This window comes from Streptomyces sp. 796.1 (assembly GCF_047525675.1).
Classification (GTDB): domain Bacteria; phylum Actinomycetota; class Actinomycetes; order Streptomycetales; family Streptomycetaceae; genus Streptomyces.
The window spans coordinates 1-15093 of record NZ_JBLIWA010000017.1 but is presented as its reverse complement, the minus strand read 5'-3'; the positions used below and the strand labels follow the sequence as shown (position 1 = coordinate 15093).

Annotated in this window: 11 protein-coding genes and 1 pseudogene; 5 read left to right on the top strand and 7 right to left on the bottom strand. The window is 73.4% G+C overall.

Annotated elements, in window-relative coordinates:
* The first annotated feature begins 46 nt into the window (after positions 1-46).
* The 5 genes from ACMA1D_RS13460 to ACMA1D_RS13440 all read left to right on the top strand — a co-directional run bounded on the left by ACMA1D_RS13460 (position 47) and on the right by ACMA1D_RS13440 (position 6529).
* On the top strand, positions 47-583 hold the full coding sequence (locus tag ACMA1D_RS13460; RefSeq protein ID WP_414724170.1) for a hypothetical protein: 537 nt from the start codon (positions 47-49) through the stop codon (positions 581-583).
* A 264-nt stretch (positions 584-847) separates the two neighbouring features.
* Positions 848-2683, top strand: coding sequence for an asparagine synthetase B family protein (locus ACMA1D_RS13455; RefSeq protein ID WP_414724169.1), 1836 nt, complete (start codon positions 848-850; stop codon positions 2681-2683).
* Positions 2684-2792: 109 nt separating this feature from the next.
* Entirely contained in the window at positions 2793-4184 is a 1392-nt protein-coding gene (locus tag ACMA1D_RS13450; protein ID WP_414724168.1) for an aldehyde dehydrogenase family protein, read from the top strand.
* A gap of 13 nt (positions 4185-4197) precedes the next feature.
* A complete protein-coding gene (locus tag ACMA1D_RS13445; protein WP_414724167.1) occupies positions 4198-5091 on the top strand; it encodes a LysR family transcriptional regulator in 894 nt (297 codons plus the stop codon).
* Between the two features lie 277 nt (positions 5092-5368).
* Positions 5369-6529: an MFS transporter gene (locus tag ACMA1D_RS13440; RefSeq protein WP_414724166.1), complete on the top strand. Its 1161-nt coding sequence runs from the start codon at positions 5369-5371 to the stop codon at positions 6527-6529.
* A 212-nt stretch (positions 6530-6741) separates the two neighbouring features.
* Here ACMA1D_RS13440 and ACMA1D_RS13435 read toward each other — a convergent pair whose 3' ends face one another.
* From ACMA1D_RS13435 to ACMA1D_RS13405, 7 genes and pseudogenes are all read right to left on the bottom strand, one after another.
* Entirely contained in the window at positions 6742-7902 is a 1161-nt protein-coding gene (locus ACMA1D_RS13435; protein ID WP_414724279.1) for a serine hydrolase domain-containing protein, read from the bottom strand.
* Positions 7903-8330: 428 nt separating this feature from the next.
* Positions 8331-10052 carry an AMP-binding protein gene (locus ACMA1D_RS13430; protein WP_414724165.1) on the bottom strand — a complete coding sequence of 574 codons (1722 nt, stop codon included), beginning with the start codon at positions 10050-10052 and terminating at the stop codon, positions 8331-8333.
* Positions 10053-10114: 62 nt separating this feature from the next.
* Positions 10115-12043: an FAD/NAD(P)-binding protein gene (locus ACMA1D_RS13425; protein ID WP_414724164.1), complete on the bottom strand. Its 1929-nt coding sequence runs from the start codon at positions 12041-12043 to the stop codon at positions 10115-10117.
* Positions 12044-12073: 30 nt separating this feature from the next.
* Positions 12074-13462 (bottom strand): TrpB-like pyridoxal phosphate-dependent enzyme, encoded by a 1389-nt coding sequence (locus ACMA1D_RS13420; RefSeq protein WP_414724163.1) that lies wholly within the window; start codon positions 13460-13462, stop codon positions 12074-12076.
* Between the two features lie 21 nt (positions 13463-13483).
* A complete protein-coding gene (locus ACMA1D_RS13415) occupies positions 13484-13741 on the bottom strand; it encodes an acyl carrier protein (RefSeq protein ID WP_414724162.1) in 258 nt (85 codons plus the stop codon).
* 48 nt (positions 13742-13789) lie between these two features.
* Positions 13790-14386 carry a LysE family translocator gene (locus ACMA1D_RS13410; protein WP_414724161.1) on the bottom strand — a complete coding sequence of 199 codons (597 nt, stop codon included), beginning with the start codon at positions 14384-14386 and terminating at the stop codon, positions 13790-13792.
* A 442-nt stretch (positions 14387-14828) separates the two neighbouring features.
* Positions 14829-15093 (bottom strand): annotated as a pseudogene (locus ACMA1D_RS13405) (hypothetical protein); the annotation flags it as partial.

Genomic DNA, 15093 nt, shown 5'->3' with positions numbered 1-15093 from the left:
GGGGCAGTCAGTTGCCCGCCCACCGCACACCCGAGGACCACAGACGATGAACCGGCCACGTGAGATCGGCTATACGGACGAGCTACTCGCCGACGGCAGTGTGCACCGCAGCTACGAGGACGGCCGGCAGGAGTGGCGCCGACGGGGCGCGGGGGGCGTCGTGCACTGGCACGACGACCGCGGGGCCGCGGGCACGGACGAGTTGTTGGGCGAAGGCATCATCAAGCGCGTCGCCGCGGACGGGACGGTCACCTACGGCCGGGACATCGGTTACGGCCGCACCCTGTGGGGCCGTGGCGAGCGCGTCCTGATCAACCGGACCTCCTTCGGTGGCCGCACCGGCGCCGTGCTCGGCGCGTTGGGCGTGGCCGCCCTGGCCATCACCGCGGCACAGTTCCCGCCGGTGAGCCTGACGCCGGCCGAGGAGGAGGCGCTGCGCCAGCAGCAGGCCGCCCAGTCCGCACAGGGCGGCGGCGGAGGAGGCGGGGACGCGGGCGGTGGTGAGAGCGGCGGCGAGGACGCGGGCTGGGAAGGGAACTGGGACGCCGACGACGGCGGCTGGGCCGACGACGACTTCGGCTGAGCCGCCCCTGCGGCCGGCGCTGTGCGGCCGGGCCCGCACCGTCGGTACGGGCCCGGGGCCGGTGACTCGACCGTCACCCGCCGCCTCCGGGCCCGCCTCCGCTCCCGGCCCCGGGGCCGGCCCTGTCTTCCCCCTGCCCCCTTCCCCCTGCCGTCGGTCCCGTCCCGGCCTTCGCCGTCAGTACGTCGGCACTGCCCCCGCTTCGGCACTTCAGCACTGCCTTCACTTCGAGCGAGACTTCAGTTCAAACGAGAGGAGCCGTCCATGGCGCGCTTGTGCGCCACGCTGGCCGCGGATGTCGGGGAGGCCCGGGCCCACCTGACCGCCATGGGGGCCGTCTGGGGCAACGGCGCGGAGCCCCGCGCGGGCGCGCGCCCGGACCCGAGCGCGGCAGCGGACACCGCCGGGCCCGCGCGCCCCGGCCCCGCCGCCGGTCTCCGCCCCGCCGCCGGCCTCGGCCTGGTCGCCGGTGAGCCGGGACATGCGAGCGGCCCGTTCGCCGCGCGCGGGCTGACCGGCGTCGGCGAGGTCACGGTGCACAACCGGCCCGAACTCCTGGCCGCGCTCGCCGACGCGGGCGCGGCGGTGCCCGCGCACTGCACGGACGGGGAGTTGCTGCTGCACTGCTGGGCGGTGCTCGGCGAAGCCGGCATCGCGCTGGCCGACGGCATGTTCGTGCTGGCGGTCGTGGACGGCCGCGACCTGCTGCTGATCCGGGACCACGTCGGGGCCCGTACGCTCTTCTACGCCCGGGCGGCGGGCTGCTGGGCCGCGTCGAGTTCGCTGCGGGCGCTGCGCCGCTGGCCGGCCCTGGACACCGGGCTGCACCTGGCGGCCGTCCGCTCGTTCCTCACCTTCGCCTACCTGCCCGGTGACGAGACGCTGCTGCGCGGCGTGCACGAGGTGCTGCCCGGACGGGTGCTGCGGCTCTCGGCCGACGGTACGCGCACCGAGCGGGTGTACTGGGAGCCCCGGGAGCAGCTCGCGGACCCGGTGTCCGAGGACCCGGCTGAGGCCGTGCTCACGCTGCGCGCGGCGCTTGAGGAGGCGACGGCCCGCCGGCTGCCCGCTGCGGAGGCGGTGGCGGTCCTGCTGTCCGGCGGGATCGACAGTTCGCTGGTGACGGCGCTGGCCGCGAAGGCGCACTCGCACCCGGTCCACACGTACTCGATCAGCTTCGGCGACGAGCTCCCGCACGAGTTGGGTTACTCGGGCCTGGTCGCCACCCACTGCCACACCCGGCACCGGGTACTGACCGTCTCCGGGGAGGCGGTCGCCGCGCGCCTTGCGGACGCGGCGGCGCTGTTGGACAGCCCGGTGGGCGATCCGTTGACCGTGCCCAATCTGCTGCTGGCCGAGGCGGTCGCCGGGGACGGGCTGCGGGTGGTGCTCAACGGGGAGGGCGGCGACCCGGTCTTCGGCGGGCCGAAGAACCTGCCGATGCTGGTCGACGAGATGCACCGGGACCCGGCGGGGACGGGCGAGGACCGGGCCACCGCCTACCTGCGCTCGTACCGCAAGTGCTGGACCGACCTGCCGCGGCTGCTGACACCGGAGGCGCTGCGCGCGCTGGCGGACGCCCCGGCGCCCCAGCGGTTCGTCGCCCCGTACCTGACGGCCCCGGACCGGATGCGCTACCTGCTCAACCAGTTGCTCCACTGCAACCTGCGCACCAAGGGCGCCCACCACATCCTCACCAAGGTCGAGCGGCTGACCGCGTCCCAGGGGTTGCAGGGGCGTTCGCCGTTGTTCGACCGGCGCGTCATCGACCACGCCTTCGCCACGCCGCCGGCGTTCAAACTGCGCGGCACGGTGGAGAAGTGGGTGCTCAAGGAGGCGGTGCGGGACCTGTTGCCGGCGACCGTCGTGGACCGGCCCAAGAGCGGGATGCGGGTGCCGGTGCAGCAGTGGCTCAGCGGCCCGCTGCGGGACCTCGGCCATGACCTGCTGCTGGGACGGGCTGCGCAGCAGCGCGGGCTGTTCCAGCCGGCGACGATCCGCACCTGGCTGCGCGGCGAGGGCACCCTGCTGCCGCGCCAGGGCGGCAAGCTGTGGCTGGTCCTCACCCTCGAACTGTGGCTGCGCTCGTACGACCTGTGAGGCGCGCGCCAACCGCCCCGCCCGCGCTGCGGGCCGGCGGGGGCGGTGCGACCAGGCCCGACGGCGGGGCCACCACCAGCGATGACACCACCATCAGGAGGACGTAGGCATGGACACCTCGACACGCGGTTCGGCCTCCGTTCCGCTGCTCGATCCGCGCACCGGTCGGGTGCGCGGCACTGCGGACGCGGGGCGCGAGGGCGAGGTGGCGGAGGCCGTCGCCGCCGCCCGGGCGGCCCGGCCGGGCTGGGGCGGGCTGACCCCGCGGGAGCGGTCGCAGCGCCTGGAGCACCTGGCCGCGCTCGTCGCCGAGCAGGCCGACGCCTATGCGCAGCGGGAGTGCGCGGGGACGGGCAAGCCCACGGGTGAGGCCGCCGGCGAGGTGGCGCAGGTGGTTGATCTGCTGCGGTTCTACGCCTCGGCCGTACGGGCCCAACTGGCACCGGCGGCAGGCCGGTTGGTCGCCGGGCACGAGAGTTGGGTGCGGTGGGAGCCGATGGGTGTGGTGGGGGTGATCGTGCCGTGGAACTACCCGCTGCTGATGGCGGCCTGGCGGTGCGCGCCGGCCCTGGCGGCGGGGAACACGGTGGTGGTCAAGCCGGCGCAGTCCACGCCCGACTCGCTGGAGCTGCTGGCCGAGCACGCCGAGCGGGCGCTCGGTCCTGGCGTGCTGGTGGCGCTGCCGGGCGACCGGACGACCGGCCGGCTGCTGGTCGCCGCGGACGTGGACATGGTGGCGTTCACCGGTAGTGGTGTGGCCGGCCGCGACGTGGCGGCCCGCGCCGGCGCCCGCCGGGTCAGCCTCGAACTCGGCGGCAACGCCCCCGCGCTGGTACTGCCCGACGCCCCGGAGGACACCTGGGAGCAGTTGGCCGCGGCCTGTACGTACAACGCGGGGCAGAGCTGCGCGGCGCCGGCCCGGGTGATCGCGTTGCAGGAGGACTACGAGCGGGTGGTGGAGCGGCTGTCGCAGGCGATGGCGCAGCGGCTGGCCGGGCGGGACTTCGGGCCGCTCAACAACGCCGACCAGGTGGCGCGCTTCGACCGGATCGTCGCCGCGTCGGCGGCCGGGCACAGCGCCGCGGCGAAGGTGGCGCCGGGGCCGGGCGAGGAGGGCGGCCTGTGGCGCGCGGCCCGGGTGCTGGCCGATCTGCCGGACGATGACCCGGCGGTGGTGGAGGAGGTGTTCGGGCCGCTGCTCACCGTGCAGGCGGCGCCCGACGTCGATGCGGCCCTGGCGCTGGCCGACGGGGTGCCGCAGGCGTTGGCGGCCAGCGTGTGGACCCGGGACGTGGGCGTGGGGCTCGCGGTGGCGGGCCGGCTGAACGCGGGCGAGGCGTGGCTCAACTGCCATCTGGTGCAGACGGCGGAGCTCCCGCACGGCGGCCGGGGCGCGTCGGGGCACGGCACGGACCTGAGCGTGCTGGCGCTGCACGAGTACCAGCGGCCGAAGACGATCACGGCGCGGCTGACGATCGGGCCGGCGGGGCACGGCGGGTAGCGGGGGCGGACGGATGTTGGAGCGGTTGGAGATCGAGGCCCTGATCGTGCTGGCCGAGGAGTTGCACTTCGGCCGCACGGCCGAGCGGCTCCACGTGTCGCGGGCCCGGATCAGTCAGACCATCACGGGGTTGGAGCGGCGCATCGGCGCCCCGCTGTTCGAGCGCACCAGCCGCAGCGTCCGGCTGACGCCGCTGGGGCAGCGGCTGCACGCCGAGGTGGCCCCCGGCTACCGGCGCATCACCGCGGCCGTGGAGCAGGCGCGGGCGGCGGCGCGCGGGGTCGACGGGGTGCTTGCGGTCGGCTACCTGGGCACGGCGGCCGGCGAGTTCGTGATGGACGTGGTACGCGCCCTCGCCGGCCGGCATCCGGGCACCGATGTGCACATCCACGAGACGCAGATCAAGGACATGTTCGGGCCGCTGCGGTCCGGCCGGGTGGAGCTGCTCGTCACCCAACTCCCGGTGGTGGAGCCCGATTTGGAGTGCGGCCCGGTCGTGCTGCGGCTGCCCCGGATGCTGGCCGTGGCGACCAACCACCCGCTGGCCCGCCGGGCGACGGTGTCCGTGGAGGACCTGGCCAGGGACCGCGTCTTCGCCTGCCTCGGGGACGTGCCCGCGTACTGGCAGGAGCATCTGGCCCCGGCGCTCACCCCCACCGGTCAGCCGGTGCGGCGCGGCAGGTCGGCGGCGACGTTGCAGGAGACGCTGGCCATGGTCGGGGCGGGGCAGGGCATCACGCCGGTGGCCGCGGACGTGGCCCGCACGTACGCACCGCGCGGGGTGGCGTACGTGCCCTTCGACGACGCCGAACCGTTCGAGTACGGCCTGGTCTGGCGGGCCGGCGGGGACACCGCCCGGGTGCGGGCCTTCGTCGAGACCGCGGAGCGGGTGGTCGCTGCGGCCTGATCTCGGCGCCGCACGGCCGGTAAGCCTGGCTTACCGATCGTTGCGCAGATACGGGCTGTTGCGGCGCCGGTCGGCGGCAAGTCTGGAGGGCGTGACACACGATCCCGTCTGCATCGCAGCACCAGCGCCGGCCGGCACCGATGGGCCCGGCCCCGCCTCCCCTCCCACTCCCCCGGCATCGACTTCCCCCGCCCCGGGCCAGGCCCCGACCAGGACTGCGACCGCGGCCGAGACCGGGGCCGCGACCGCCGGGCCGCCGCCGACGTCCAGTGCCGCGGTGCCACCGCCCGCCCGCCGTGGGCGTCCCGCCGCCGCGCTCCTGGCCCTGGCGCTCGGGGCGTTCGCCGTCGGCACCACGGAGGTCGTCATCGCCGGCCTGCTGCCGGAGGTGGCCGCCGGCTTCGACGTGTCGCTGACCACGGCCGGGCTGCTGGTCTCGGGGTACGCGGCGGGCATGGTGGTGGGCGCCCCGCTGCTGACCGTGCTGGGCGCGCGGGTGCCGCGCAAGCGGATGCTGCTGTGGCTCGCCGGCCTGTTCGTCGTGGGCAGTCTGCTCAGCGCGCTGGCTCCCGGCTTCGGGGTACTGCTGGTGGGCCGGGTGCTGTCGGCGCTGGCGGGTGGGGCGTACGTGGGCATCGCCGCGGTGGTCGCCGCCGACGTCGTGGCGCCCGAACGCAAGGCGAGTGCCATCGCCATGGTCTTCATGGGGCTGAGCCTGGCCAATGTGGTGGGTGTGCCGGGCGGTACGGCGCTGGGGCAGGCGTGGGGGTGGCGGTCCACGTTCTGGGCGGTCACCGGTCTCGGCGTGGTGCTGCTGGTGGCGCTCGCACTGCTCGTACCGCTGGTTCCGGTCACCCCGCGCGGCGACCTGCGGAGCAGGCTGACGGTGTTCCGGCGCCGCCGGGTGTGGATGGCGCTGGCGGCCACGGCTTTCGGCTGGGCCCCGTTCCTGACCGTGCTGACCTACATCGCCCCGCTGCTGACCGACGTGACCGGGTTCGCCGAGCGCACCGTGCCGCTGGTGCTGGTGCTGATCGGGCTCGGCATGGTGGTGGGGACGCCGCTGGCCGGCCGGCTCGCCGACCGGGCGCTGCTGCCGACGCTGTACGGGGCGCTGGTCGGGCTGGTGGCGGTGTCGCTGCTGCTGCTCGCCGCCGTGCACAGCAAGCCCGTGGCGGTGCTCGGCTTCCTCCTCTTCGGCCTGGTCGGTGCCGCCGTCATCCCACCGCTCCAGACCCGGGTGTTGGCGAGCGCGGACGGCGCGGGCGATCTGGCGTCGGCGGCGAACATCTCCGCGTTCAACATCGGCAACGCCGGGGGCCCGCTGTTGGCGGGCGGGGCGCTCTCGGCTGGCTGGGGGCTCACGGCCCCGCTGTGGATCGCGGCCGTGCTGGGCGCCGTCGGCCTCGCCTTCGGCGCCGCCGGCAGCCGCCGCTGATACGGCCCGGGCGGGCGCGGGTGCACGCGCGGTGCACTCTCGCCCGCCCGGGCCGGGCCCGCCCATCGCGGCCGGGCGGCGCCGGGGGCAGGCACTCATCGGGGGCAGTGCCGAAAGGTGCGGCACCACCGTGGCCAGTGCCGCCAAGGCTAGGCATCACCCTGGCGGGAGGCACCACCACAGCTAGGCACCGAGGTGCGGCCTCACCGGGCTCACTTCCCGCAGAACTCGGCCTCGATGACGCGGTCGTAGGAGCCGACCCAGTCGCCGTTGACGTTGAACGAGAGCGCGTGCTCGCCGTGCGCGGTGGTGAGGGAGTTCGAGACGGACCCCTGAATGCCGCCGCTGTGGCCCCACACGGCGCCGCACGAGGTCTGTTGCTTCATCAGGCCGAGCCCGTAGGAGAACGGCGATCCGGGGCTGACGGGCACCGTGGTCGTCATCTCCGTGAGCTGCTCGGGCTCCAGCAACCGGCCGGAGAGCAGGGCCCGGTAGAACCGGTTGAGGTCGCCCGCGGTGCTGATGACCTGCCCGGCCGCGTCGGCCAGCGAGGGGTTGAGCGAGGTCACGTCGTAGACCGGGCTGCCCGGCGCGCCGTGCCCGCCGAGTTCGCCGGTGAGCTGGGAGTACGCCCGGGCGCTTGGCTGCGGCATGGCGGCCGAGGTGCCCGGCAGGGTGGTGGCGTCCAGGTGCAGCGGGCGCAGGATGCGCCGCTCGACCTCGCGGGCGTAGGGGTGGCCGGTGGCCCGTTCGATGACCATGCCGGCGAGCACGTAGTTGGTGTCGGAGTAGTGCCAGCCGGCACCGGGGTCGGAGTGCGGCGGGTGGGACATGGCGAGGGCGACGATGCGCTCGGGCGTCCAGGTGTCGTACCGGTGCTGGAGGAAGTCCGTGCCGAACTCCTGCCGCATGAAGCCGGGGTCGTCCGTGTAGCTGTAGATGCCGCTGGTGTGGCCGAGCAACTGGCGCAACGTGATCCGGGTGCCGTCGTGACCGTTGCCGCTGACCACTCCGGGCAGCCAGTGGTCCACGGTGTCGTCCAGGCTCAGCCGGCCCTCGCCCGCCAGTTGGAGCACCACCGTGGCGATGAAGGTCTTGGTGATGGAGCCGACGCGGTAGCGCTCGTCGGCCCGGCGCGGGGCACCGGTGCGCAGGTCGGCCACGCCGGAGTGGCCGGCCCACGTCCCGCGGGCGCCGCTGGACCGCGCCACCATTCCGGGCACACCGGCGGCGACGACCTCGTCCATCGCCTGCTGGGTGGTGTGGTGGTCGTCGCCGTGCGCCCGGCCGGTCGGGGTCTGGGCCGCGGCGGCGGGCAGTGCGCAGGTCACCGCGAGGGCGGCGCCCACGAGCGCCGTGAGGCTGCGGCGCACCGCGGGCCGGCGCTCGGCCCGGGTGCGCCGACGCGGCGGGCCGGACCGCTCCGGCGCGACCCGGTGACCGGGATCGAGGCCGGGGTCAGAGTCGGGGCCGGGGTCGGCCCGGTGGTGGCGGGCGGTGGTCGGCGCGTGGTCGAGCACGGAACGTCTCCTGTGGATCGCACGGGACTTGCGGACCGCATCAGCCTCGCGGACCGCGCGACCGGAGAGCACCCGGCCCGCCCCCGATCTTGGTCGGGGGCCAGCCCCACCCCGTACCGCACCGTCCGTACCGCGGGGGCGGAACCCGCGGCACGGACGGAAGCACGGATTACGGTCAGCGGCACGGGTTTCGGGCGGGAGCGCGGGCTACGGGCGGGCCGTCGGCACCACCGCCAGAGCCGGCAGCCCTGCGAGTACCGGCCTCCGTTGCCGCGCCCCCATCACGCCTGCGCCGTGGGCCGTTCGGCGGCGAACTCGGCCCCGCGTGACCTGCGCAAGCGTCGTGCGGCCTCGCGCTGGACCTTGCCCGACTCGGTGCGCGGCAGGTCGTCGACGAACTCCAGGAACCGTACGCGCCCCGCCTCGGGGAGGTGGTCCGCCAGGTGGCTGAAGAGCGCCTCGGCGGTGGCCCGGCTGGCGTTCCAACCGGCGGCCAGTACGACGTACGCCTTGGGCACCAGCCCGTCGGTCTCGGTCACCGGGACGACGGAGAGTTCGGCGACGGCGGGGTGCAGGACCAGGACGTGTTCCGCCTCCAGCGGGGCGATCGGGGTGCCGTCCGGGCCGTCGAAGACGTCCTTGCGCCGGCCGAGGTAGCGCAGCGACCCGTCCGCGGCCCGGCGCACCAGGTCGCCGGTGCGGTAACGGCCCCCGGGGGTGCGGCTCGTGGCGTTGTCCTCCGGGTCGTGGTAGCCGCGCATCATGCCGACCGGGTCGTTCGCCAGGTCCAGGCAGAGTTCGCCCTCCTCGGCCGCCTCGTCGGTGCCCGGCCGCAGCACGACCAGGTCGTACCCGGGCAGCGGGTGCCCCATGGACACCGGGTCGACGGACGAGTCGGAGGTGACCCCGACCAGCGCGGTCACCTCCGACTGCCCGAACCCGTTGCGCACCCGCACCCCGGCCAGCGCCTGGACCTGCTGCACCACGTCGCCCAGCAGCGGCTCCCCGACGCTGACCGCGTGCCGCAGCCCGGGCAGACCGCCCGGCAGGCCGGTGCGGATCAGCGCCCGCCAGGTGCTCGGCGGTGCGCAGAAGCTGGTGATGCCGCCGGTCTGCAACACCGTCAGCAGCCGCTCGGGGGTGGCGTCGGCGCTGTCCATGGAGACCACTGTGGCCTCCGCGTTCCAGGGTCCGAACAGCGAGCTCCACGGGTACTTCGCCCAGGCCGGCGCCGAGACGTTCAGGTGCACGTCCCCGGGGCGCAGGCCGTTCCAGTACATGCTGGCCAGATGCCCGATGGCGTAGCTGACGTGGGTGTGTACGACGAGCTTGGGCCGTGCGGTGGAGCCCGAGGTGAAGTAGGAGAAGAGGGGTTCGTCGGCGGGGGTGGGGCCCTCGGGTGTGAAGGTGCCGCGGTGGGTGGCAGCGGACGCGTAGTCGGTCCAGCCGGCCCGCGCCGGCTGCTCCCCGCCCACGACGATCTTGGTGTGCAGCCCTTCCACCGCGAGCCGCGGCGCGATGCGGTGGTCGGCGATCACGTGCCGGGCCCCGGTCCGTTCGATCCTGGAGCGCAGTTCGTCCGGGGCGATGGTGGTGAAGGCGGGTGCGATGACGGCCCGGATCTTGATCAGGGCGAGCATCAGCTCCCACAGTTCGATCCGGTTGTCCATCAGCAGCAGCACGCCGTCCCCGCGGCGTACGCCCTGGTCGAGTAGCCAGTCGGCGACTCGGGCGGAGCGCTGGGAGAGCTCCTGGAACGTCGCCTCGCCCTGGCCGACGATGCGCAGGGCCGTGCGGTCGTTGCCCTCGGCGATCCGGTCGAACCAGTCGATCGCCCAGTTGAAGTGGCGGGGCCTTGGCCAGCGGAAGGTCTTGCGGGCGGTGTCGTGGTCGGCGGCGTGCAACAGCACGTCGCGCGCCGCCCGGAACTCCTCGTACGCCTCGACTGCCCCGTACGCCCCGCGCCCTTCGTCCTCCGCTGCGTGCTCGGCTTCGTGGTCCACTGCGTGTTCTGCTGCGTGTTCTGCTGCGTTTTCTGCGTCGTGCTCAGACACCTGGTCTCCGATCACTGGACGGCGTGGGACTTGGCGCGGCGCAGCACGCTGAGCGCGATCACGTCGGCGTCCCGGGTGAACGAGGTGGACACGCCCGGCCGGCCGTTGCCGATCTGGGTGAACCAGCACGCGCCCTCGGTCGGGATGCCCAGCGCGTACAGCGCCCGGTGCGGCCGGCCGTCGGCCGCGACCACCCGGCGTTCGGCCGCGGTGACGTGCAGCGCCCCGGTCGCGTACGACTCGTCGGCGGTACCGTGCGTGAAGCCGACCGCCATCCGCTCGGCGACCAACTGCCGCAGCAGCGGGTCGGTGTTGCGCACCAGCCCCGGGGTGGGGATGCGCGAGTCGATGAGCACGTCGCAGTGTTTGCGCGAGCCGTCGACGGCCGGGGACTCCAGGTAGAACCGGCCGCGTTCGGCATCGTGCCCGTGCGCCACCTCGGGCCCCACGACGTCCAGCACCCGGGCGTCGATGAGGGCGAGGAACTGTGCGGTGCGGCTGCGCGGCGGGCCGGTGAACAGCGGCGAGGTGCGCGAGGCGAACCGGCCGAGGAAGTCCGCCCGGTGCGAGCGCGCGGTCAGGCCACCGAAGTCGACGGCGTGCCGCAGGACCTCGCGGGAGTCGCGGATGGCGTCCAGGGCGGCCTTGAGCGGGCCGTCCACATTGCCCCGGCCGGCCTCGGCGATGTCGTCGACGAGCAGGCTCCGCAGGGCGGCGAGGAGGTCGGAGCCGGAGCCGAAGCGCCGCTGGTGCAGCGGCCTGGCCAGCCGTTCCAGGTCCACCGGCGCCGGGTCGTGCAGCCCGCTGCGCTCGGCAACCGCCCGCCACCGCGCCGGCTCGGGGCCGAGCGCGGTGAGCTGTTCGCCGAGCCGTGCGGCCCGCTCCGCGCCACCCTGCTGCCTGGCCTGGGTGGTGTAGTACGCGTAGGTGACCTCGGCCAGCAGCAGCGGCAGTACGTCGCGGTCGAAGTCCAGCGCCGGGGTACCGTCGCGCTGGACGCGCTGTTCGCGCAGCCGGCCGACGGCCGCCGAGGTGAGGAACCTCGGCGCGGCGCGTTCGGTGACGCCCTTCTGGTTGCGTCCGCGCGAGCGGATCGGCAGGCCGCTGCGCGAGCCGGCGACCACCCAGGGCTCGTTGCCGCTCGGCACGTAGAAGACCGTGCCGTCGGGGCTGTCCTTGAACCGTCCGCCGCGGCCGACGGTGAAGGACATCACGATGTCGTAGAAGGAGAGGCCGAGGCCCACGACGCCGACCTCGGTGCGCGGGGCGATGGTGTGCAGGTCCAGGTCGGCGGCTGAGTCGCCGCTCAGGTAGCGCAGCCCCGGGGAGTTGCGTGCGTGGTCGGCCAGAGCGCGCTGGTGCTCGGTCAGCTCGGCCTCGGCGTGGCCGGTGGTGATGACCACCGCGTCGACGGTGAGGGCGAGTTGTCCCGCGGCGGCGCCCTGCGGGTGGGTGTCGACGGTGAGTTCGTAGCGTTCGGCGCGTTCGCGGACCGCGGTCACCCGGCCGGCGATCTCGGTGACCTCGCCGCGGGTGGCCATGTCGCGCCGCACCGCGTCGTAGACGTGGTGCAGGTACCGCCCGTACGCGTACCGCGGTGCGTAGTCGTCGCGGCCCAGGGCGGCGAGTTCCGGGTCCGGCTGGGTGCCCAGCCACTGGTGGAAGGACAGGCCGGCGCCCGGTCGGCAGGGCCGGCCGTCAGGGACCCCGGAGAACATGCTGATCTCGCCGACCACGGTGTTCATCAGGAAGCAGCTCTCCTGGTCGACCCGCCAGATGCGGCCGGCGCCCAGTTCCACCGCGTCGATCAGCCAGATTCTGACGTGCCGCGGCTCCGGCTCGGCCGCGAGTTGGGCGGCGATCCGCTCGAAGACGGAGATCCCGCGCGGACCGGTGCCCACGATCGCAAGGTCGAGCACCTCGTCGGTCAGGTGTTGCACGGCCTGTCCCTCCATCGGTAGCGCCCCGGGTCAGCGGGGTGTCGCGGCTAAGTCGTCCACGTCAGGAAGTCGGTCGAGCGAGGCGGCGATCAGCTCGTCAGGGGCTGCCATGTCGGTCATGGTTCCGCTGAGGAACTGCTGGTACGCGGAGAGGTCGAGCAGGCCGTGCCCGCTGAGGTTGAACAGGATGACCTTCTCCCTGCCCTCCCGCTTGGCCACCAGGGCCTCCTCGATGGCGGCGCGGATGGCGTGCGCGGACTCGGGGGCCGGGATGATGCCCTCCTCGTCGGCGAAGCTGAGGCCGGCCTCGAACACGGCGCGCTGCGGGTAGGCCACGGCCTCGATCAGCTTCTGCTCGTACATCGCGCTGACCAGCGGGGCGGCGCCGTGGTAGCGCAGGCCGCCGGCGTGGATGCCCGGGGAGACGAAGGTGTGCCCCAGGGTGTACATCTTGGTCATCGGCGTGATGCCGGTGTAGTCGTTGTAGTCCCAGGCGTAGCGGCCCTTGGTGAGCTTCGGGCACGCCTCAGGCTCGACGGCGAGGAACCGGGTGTCCAGGCCGTCGTGCACCTTCTTGTGGAAGAACGGCAGGGTGATGCCGGAGAAGTTGCTACCGGCGCCGACCGCGCCGATCACCACGTCGGGGTAGTCGCCGATGGCCGCGAACTGGCGGATGGCCTCCTGGCCGATGACGGTCTGGTGCAGCAGGACGTGGTTCTCGCCGCTGCCCACCGACAGGTTGCAGCGCTCCACCTGACGGGCGTGCTCGAAGGCTTCCGCGTTGGCGATGGAGAGGCTGCCGTCGGTGTTCGGGTCGCGGGCCAGTGCGGCCCGGCCGGCCTCGGAGTTCTCGTTGGGGCTTGAGATGACCTTGGCCCCGTTCATCTCCATCATGATCCGGCGGTAGGGCTTCTGGTCGTAGCTGACCCGCACCATGTAGACGGTGCATTCGAGCCCGAAGATGCGACAGGCGACGGCGAGCGCCGAGCCCCACTGGCCGGCGCCGGTGCCGGTGGTGAGGCTGGTGATGCCGGCTTGCTTGTAGTAGTACGCCTGGGCCAGCGCGGTGTTGAGCTTGTGGCTGCCGGTGGTGTTGGTGCCCTCGTACTTGTAGTAGATCCGGGCCGGGGTGTCGAGCAGTCGCTCCAGGCGGCGGGCCCGGTGCAGCGGGGTGGGCCGCCAGCGCAGGTACTCCTCGCGCACCGGCTGCGGGATCTCGATGAAGCGCTGCCGCCCCATGCTCTGCCGGTACATCGACAGGGGGATCTGCGGGGTGACGGCGCCGCCGCCCTGCCGGGTCTCCGGCCTGGCCTGGCGCAGCTTGGCCGCGTCCGCCACGCCGGTGAGGTCGGACAGCACGTTGTACCAGTGGGTGGGGACGATGTCCTCGGCGCTCAGCGAGGCTTCTGCATTCACCATGGCGTTTCCCGTTCCTCGCTTCTAGGAATTTCCGACGTGCGTCTGGACCAGTTGCACGAGATCGCCGACCTGGCGCAGCGGGACCGCGAAGACCTCGCTGTCCCCGATCTCGATGCCGCATTCCTGCTCGATGCGTACGACGATCTCCAGGATGGTGAGCGAGTCGACACCGATCTCCGGCAGCTCGTCGGCCAGCTCTATGCTTTTCGGGGCGGCCGAGCCGAGCACTTCCGTAATGATTTCGTAGAGCTGGTTCTCGACCTTTTCGGGAGACGTCAAGGCAATCCCTCTTTCCGGGGAATTCCTGGGGATTCGAAGGGCGCTCCGTTACGCGGCGGGGCTCGCCATCACCGCGGTGCGCAGGCCGAGGACCAGCAGGATCGCGGCGCTGGTCCAGGCGATCCCCATCCGCACGGCCGGCTTGGCGAGCAGCCGTCTGGCGAAGCCGACCACGGCCACGACCACGGCGTACCACGCTGCGCTGATCATGATCTGCACGGCCGTCAGGGTGATCACGTCGGCGGGCGAGCCGCCGTCGGCCGGCAGGAACTGGGGGATGAGGGCCAGGTAGACGGTGGCCATCTTGGGGTTGGCGGCGCTGGTGACCAGCCCCGGCCGGTAGGAGCGCCACACCGTGGCCGTGCCGTGCCGGGCGGCTGCGTCCGTCTCCTGGCTGCCGAAGCTGCGCCGGTTGCGGACCGTCATGACGGCGAGGTAACAGAGGTAGGCGGCGCCCGCCAGCTTGAAGGCGGTGAACACCAGTTCCGAGGTCTGCGTCAGTGCGGCGAGCCCGAGGGCTGAGGTCGCCGCCCACATCAGGAGGCCGGTACTGCTACCGAGAATGGTGACGAGCCCGGCCAGCCGACCGTAACGCAGCGTTTCATTCACCAGAACGACGAATGACGGTCCCGGTGCGGCCACCATCGCGAATACCGTCGCAATGAAGACCCCACTCACCATGGGACTGCCAGAGTTTCGATCTTCCTATACCCGGGGGGCGACTCTGGAACTTGCGCCTGCAATCGAAAATCCCCCTTAAAGGTTCGACAGCACCCGCTCTCTCGATCGCCGCTCGCACACCGTATCGACTCCGAATGCGGCGGGCAACAGTTTGTTAAAGGGGGCGGTGCACATGCCGGGTAATTATGAACCAGGAGGATGACGTTTCGGCCACCCCGCGGCGGGGTCACGAAGGCTCCACGTCGTATGGCTGCCGTTTGGGAGTGCACATTCGGCCGGGCTGAGATCGATTCCCCGAGTCGGTCGGGCACCGGCCACCGCACCCCGGCCACTCCAGGAGGTGTGCCGCCTTACCCCCACATAAGCACCGTGCACCAGCACGGTCCGCGGCCCCTGCGTACGGGCGCTACGCATCGGCGCCGCACGGGAGCGGTCGCACCGCCCGGCCGCGTACGGCCGTCTCTGCGTACGGGACGGCGCGCGACACGGAGCCGTCCCGCGCAGGGGACACAACGGCGAACGGGTCCGCGCCGCGCAGGGGGCACGGCGCCGGGCCGTGCTGCCGTGCACGCGCGGGCCCCGCCGGGGACCGGTTCGGGTCCGCGGCGGGGCCGTGGTGGGCGACCGTGCGCGGGTCGACGTCCACGATCTTCTCGCCGTGCCAGAAGATC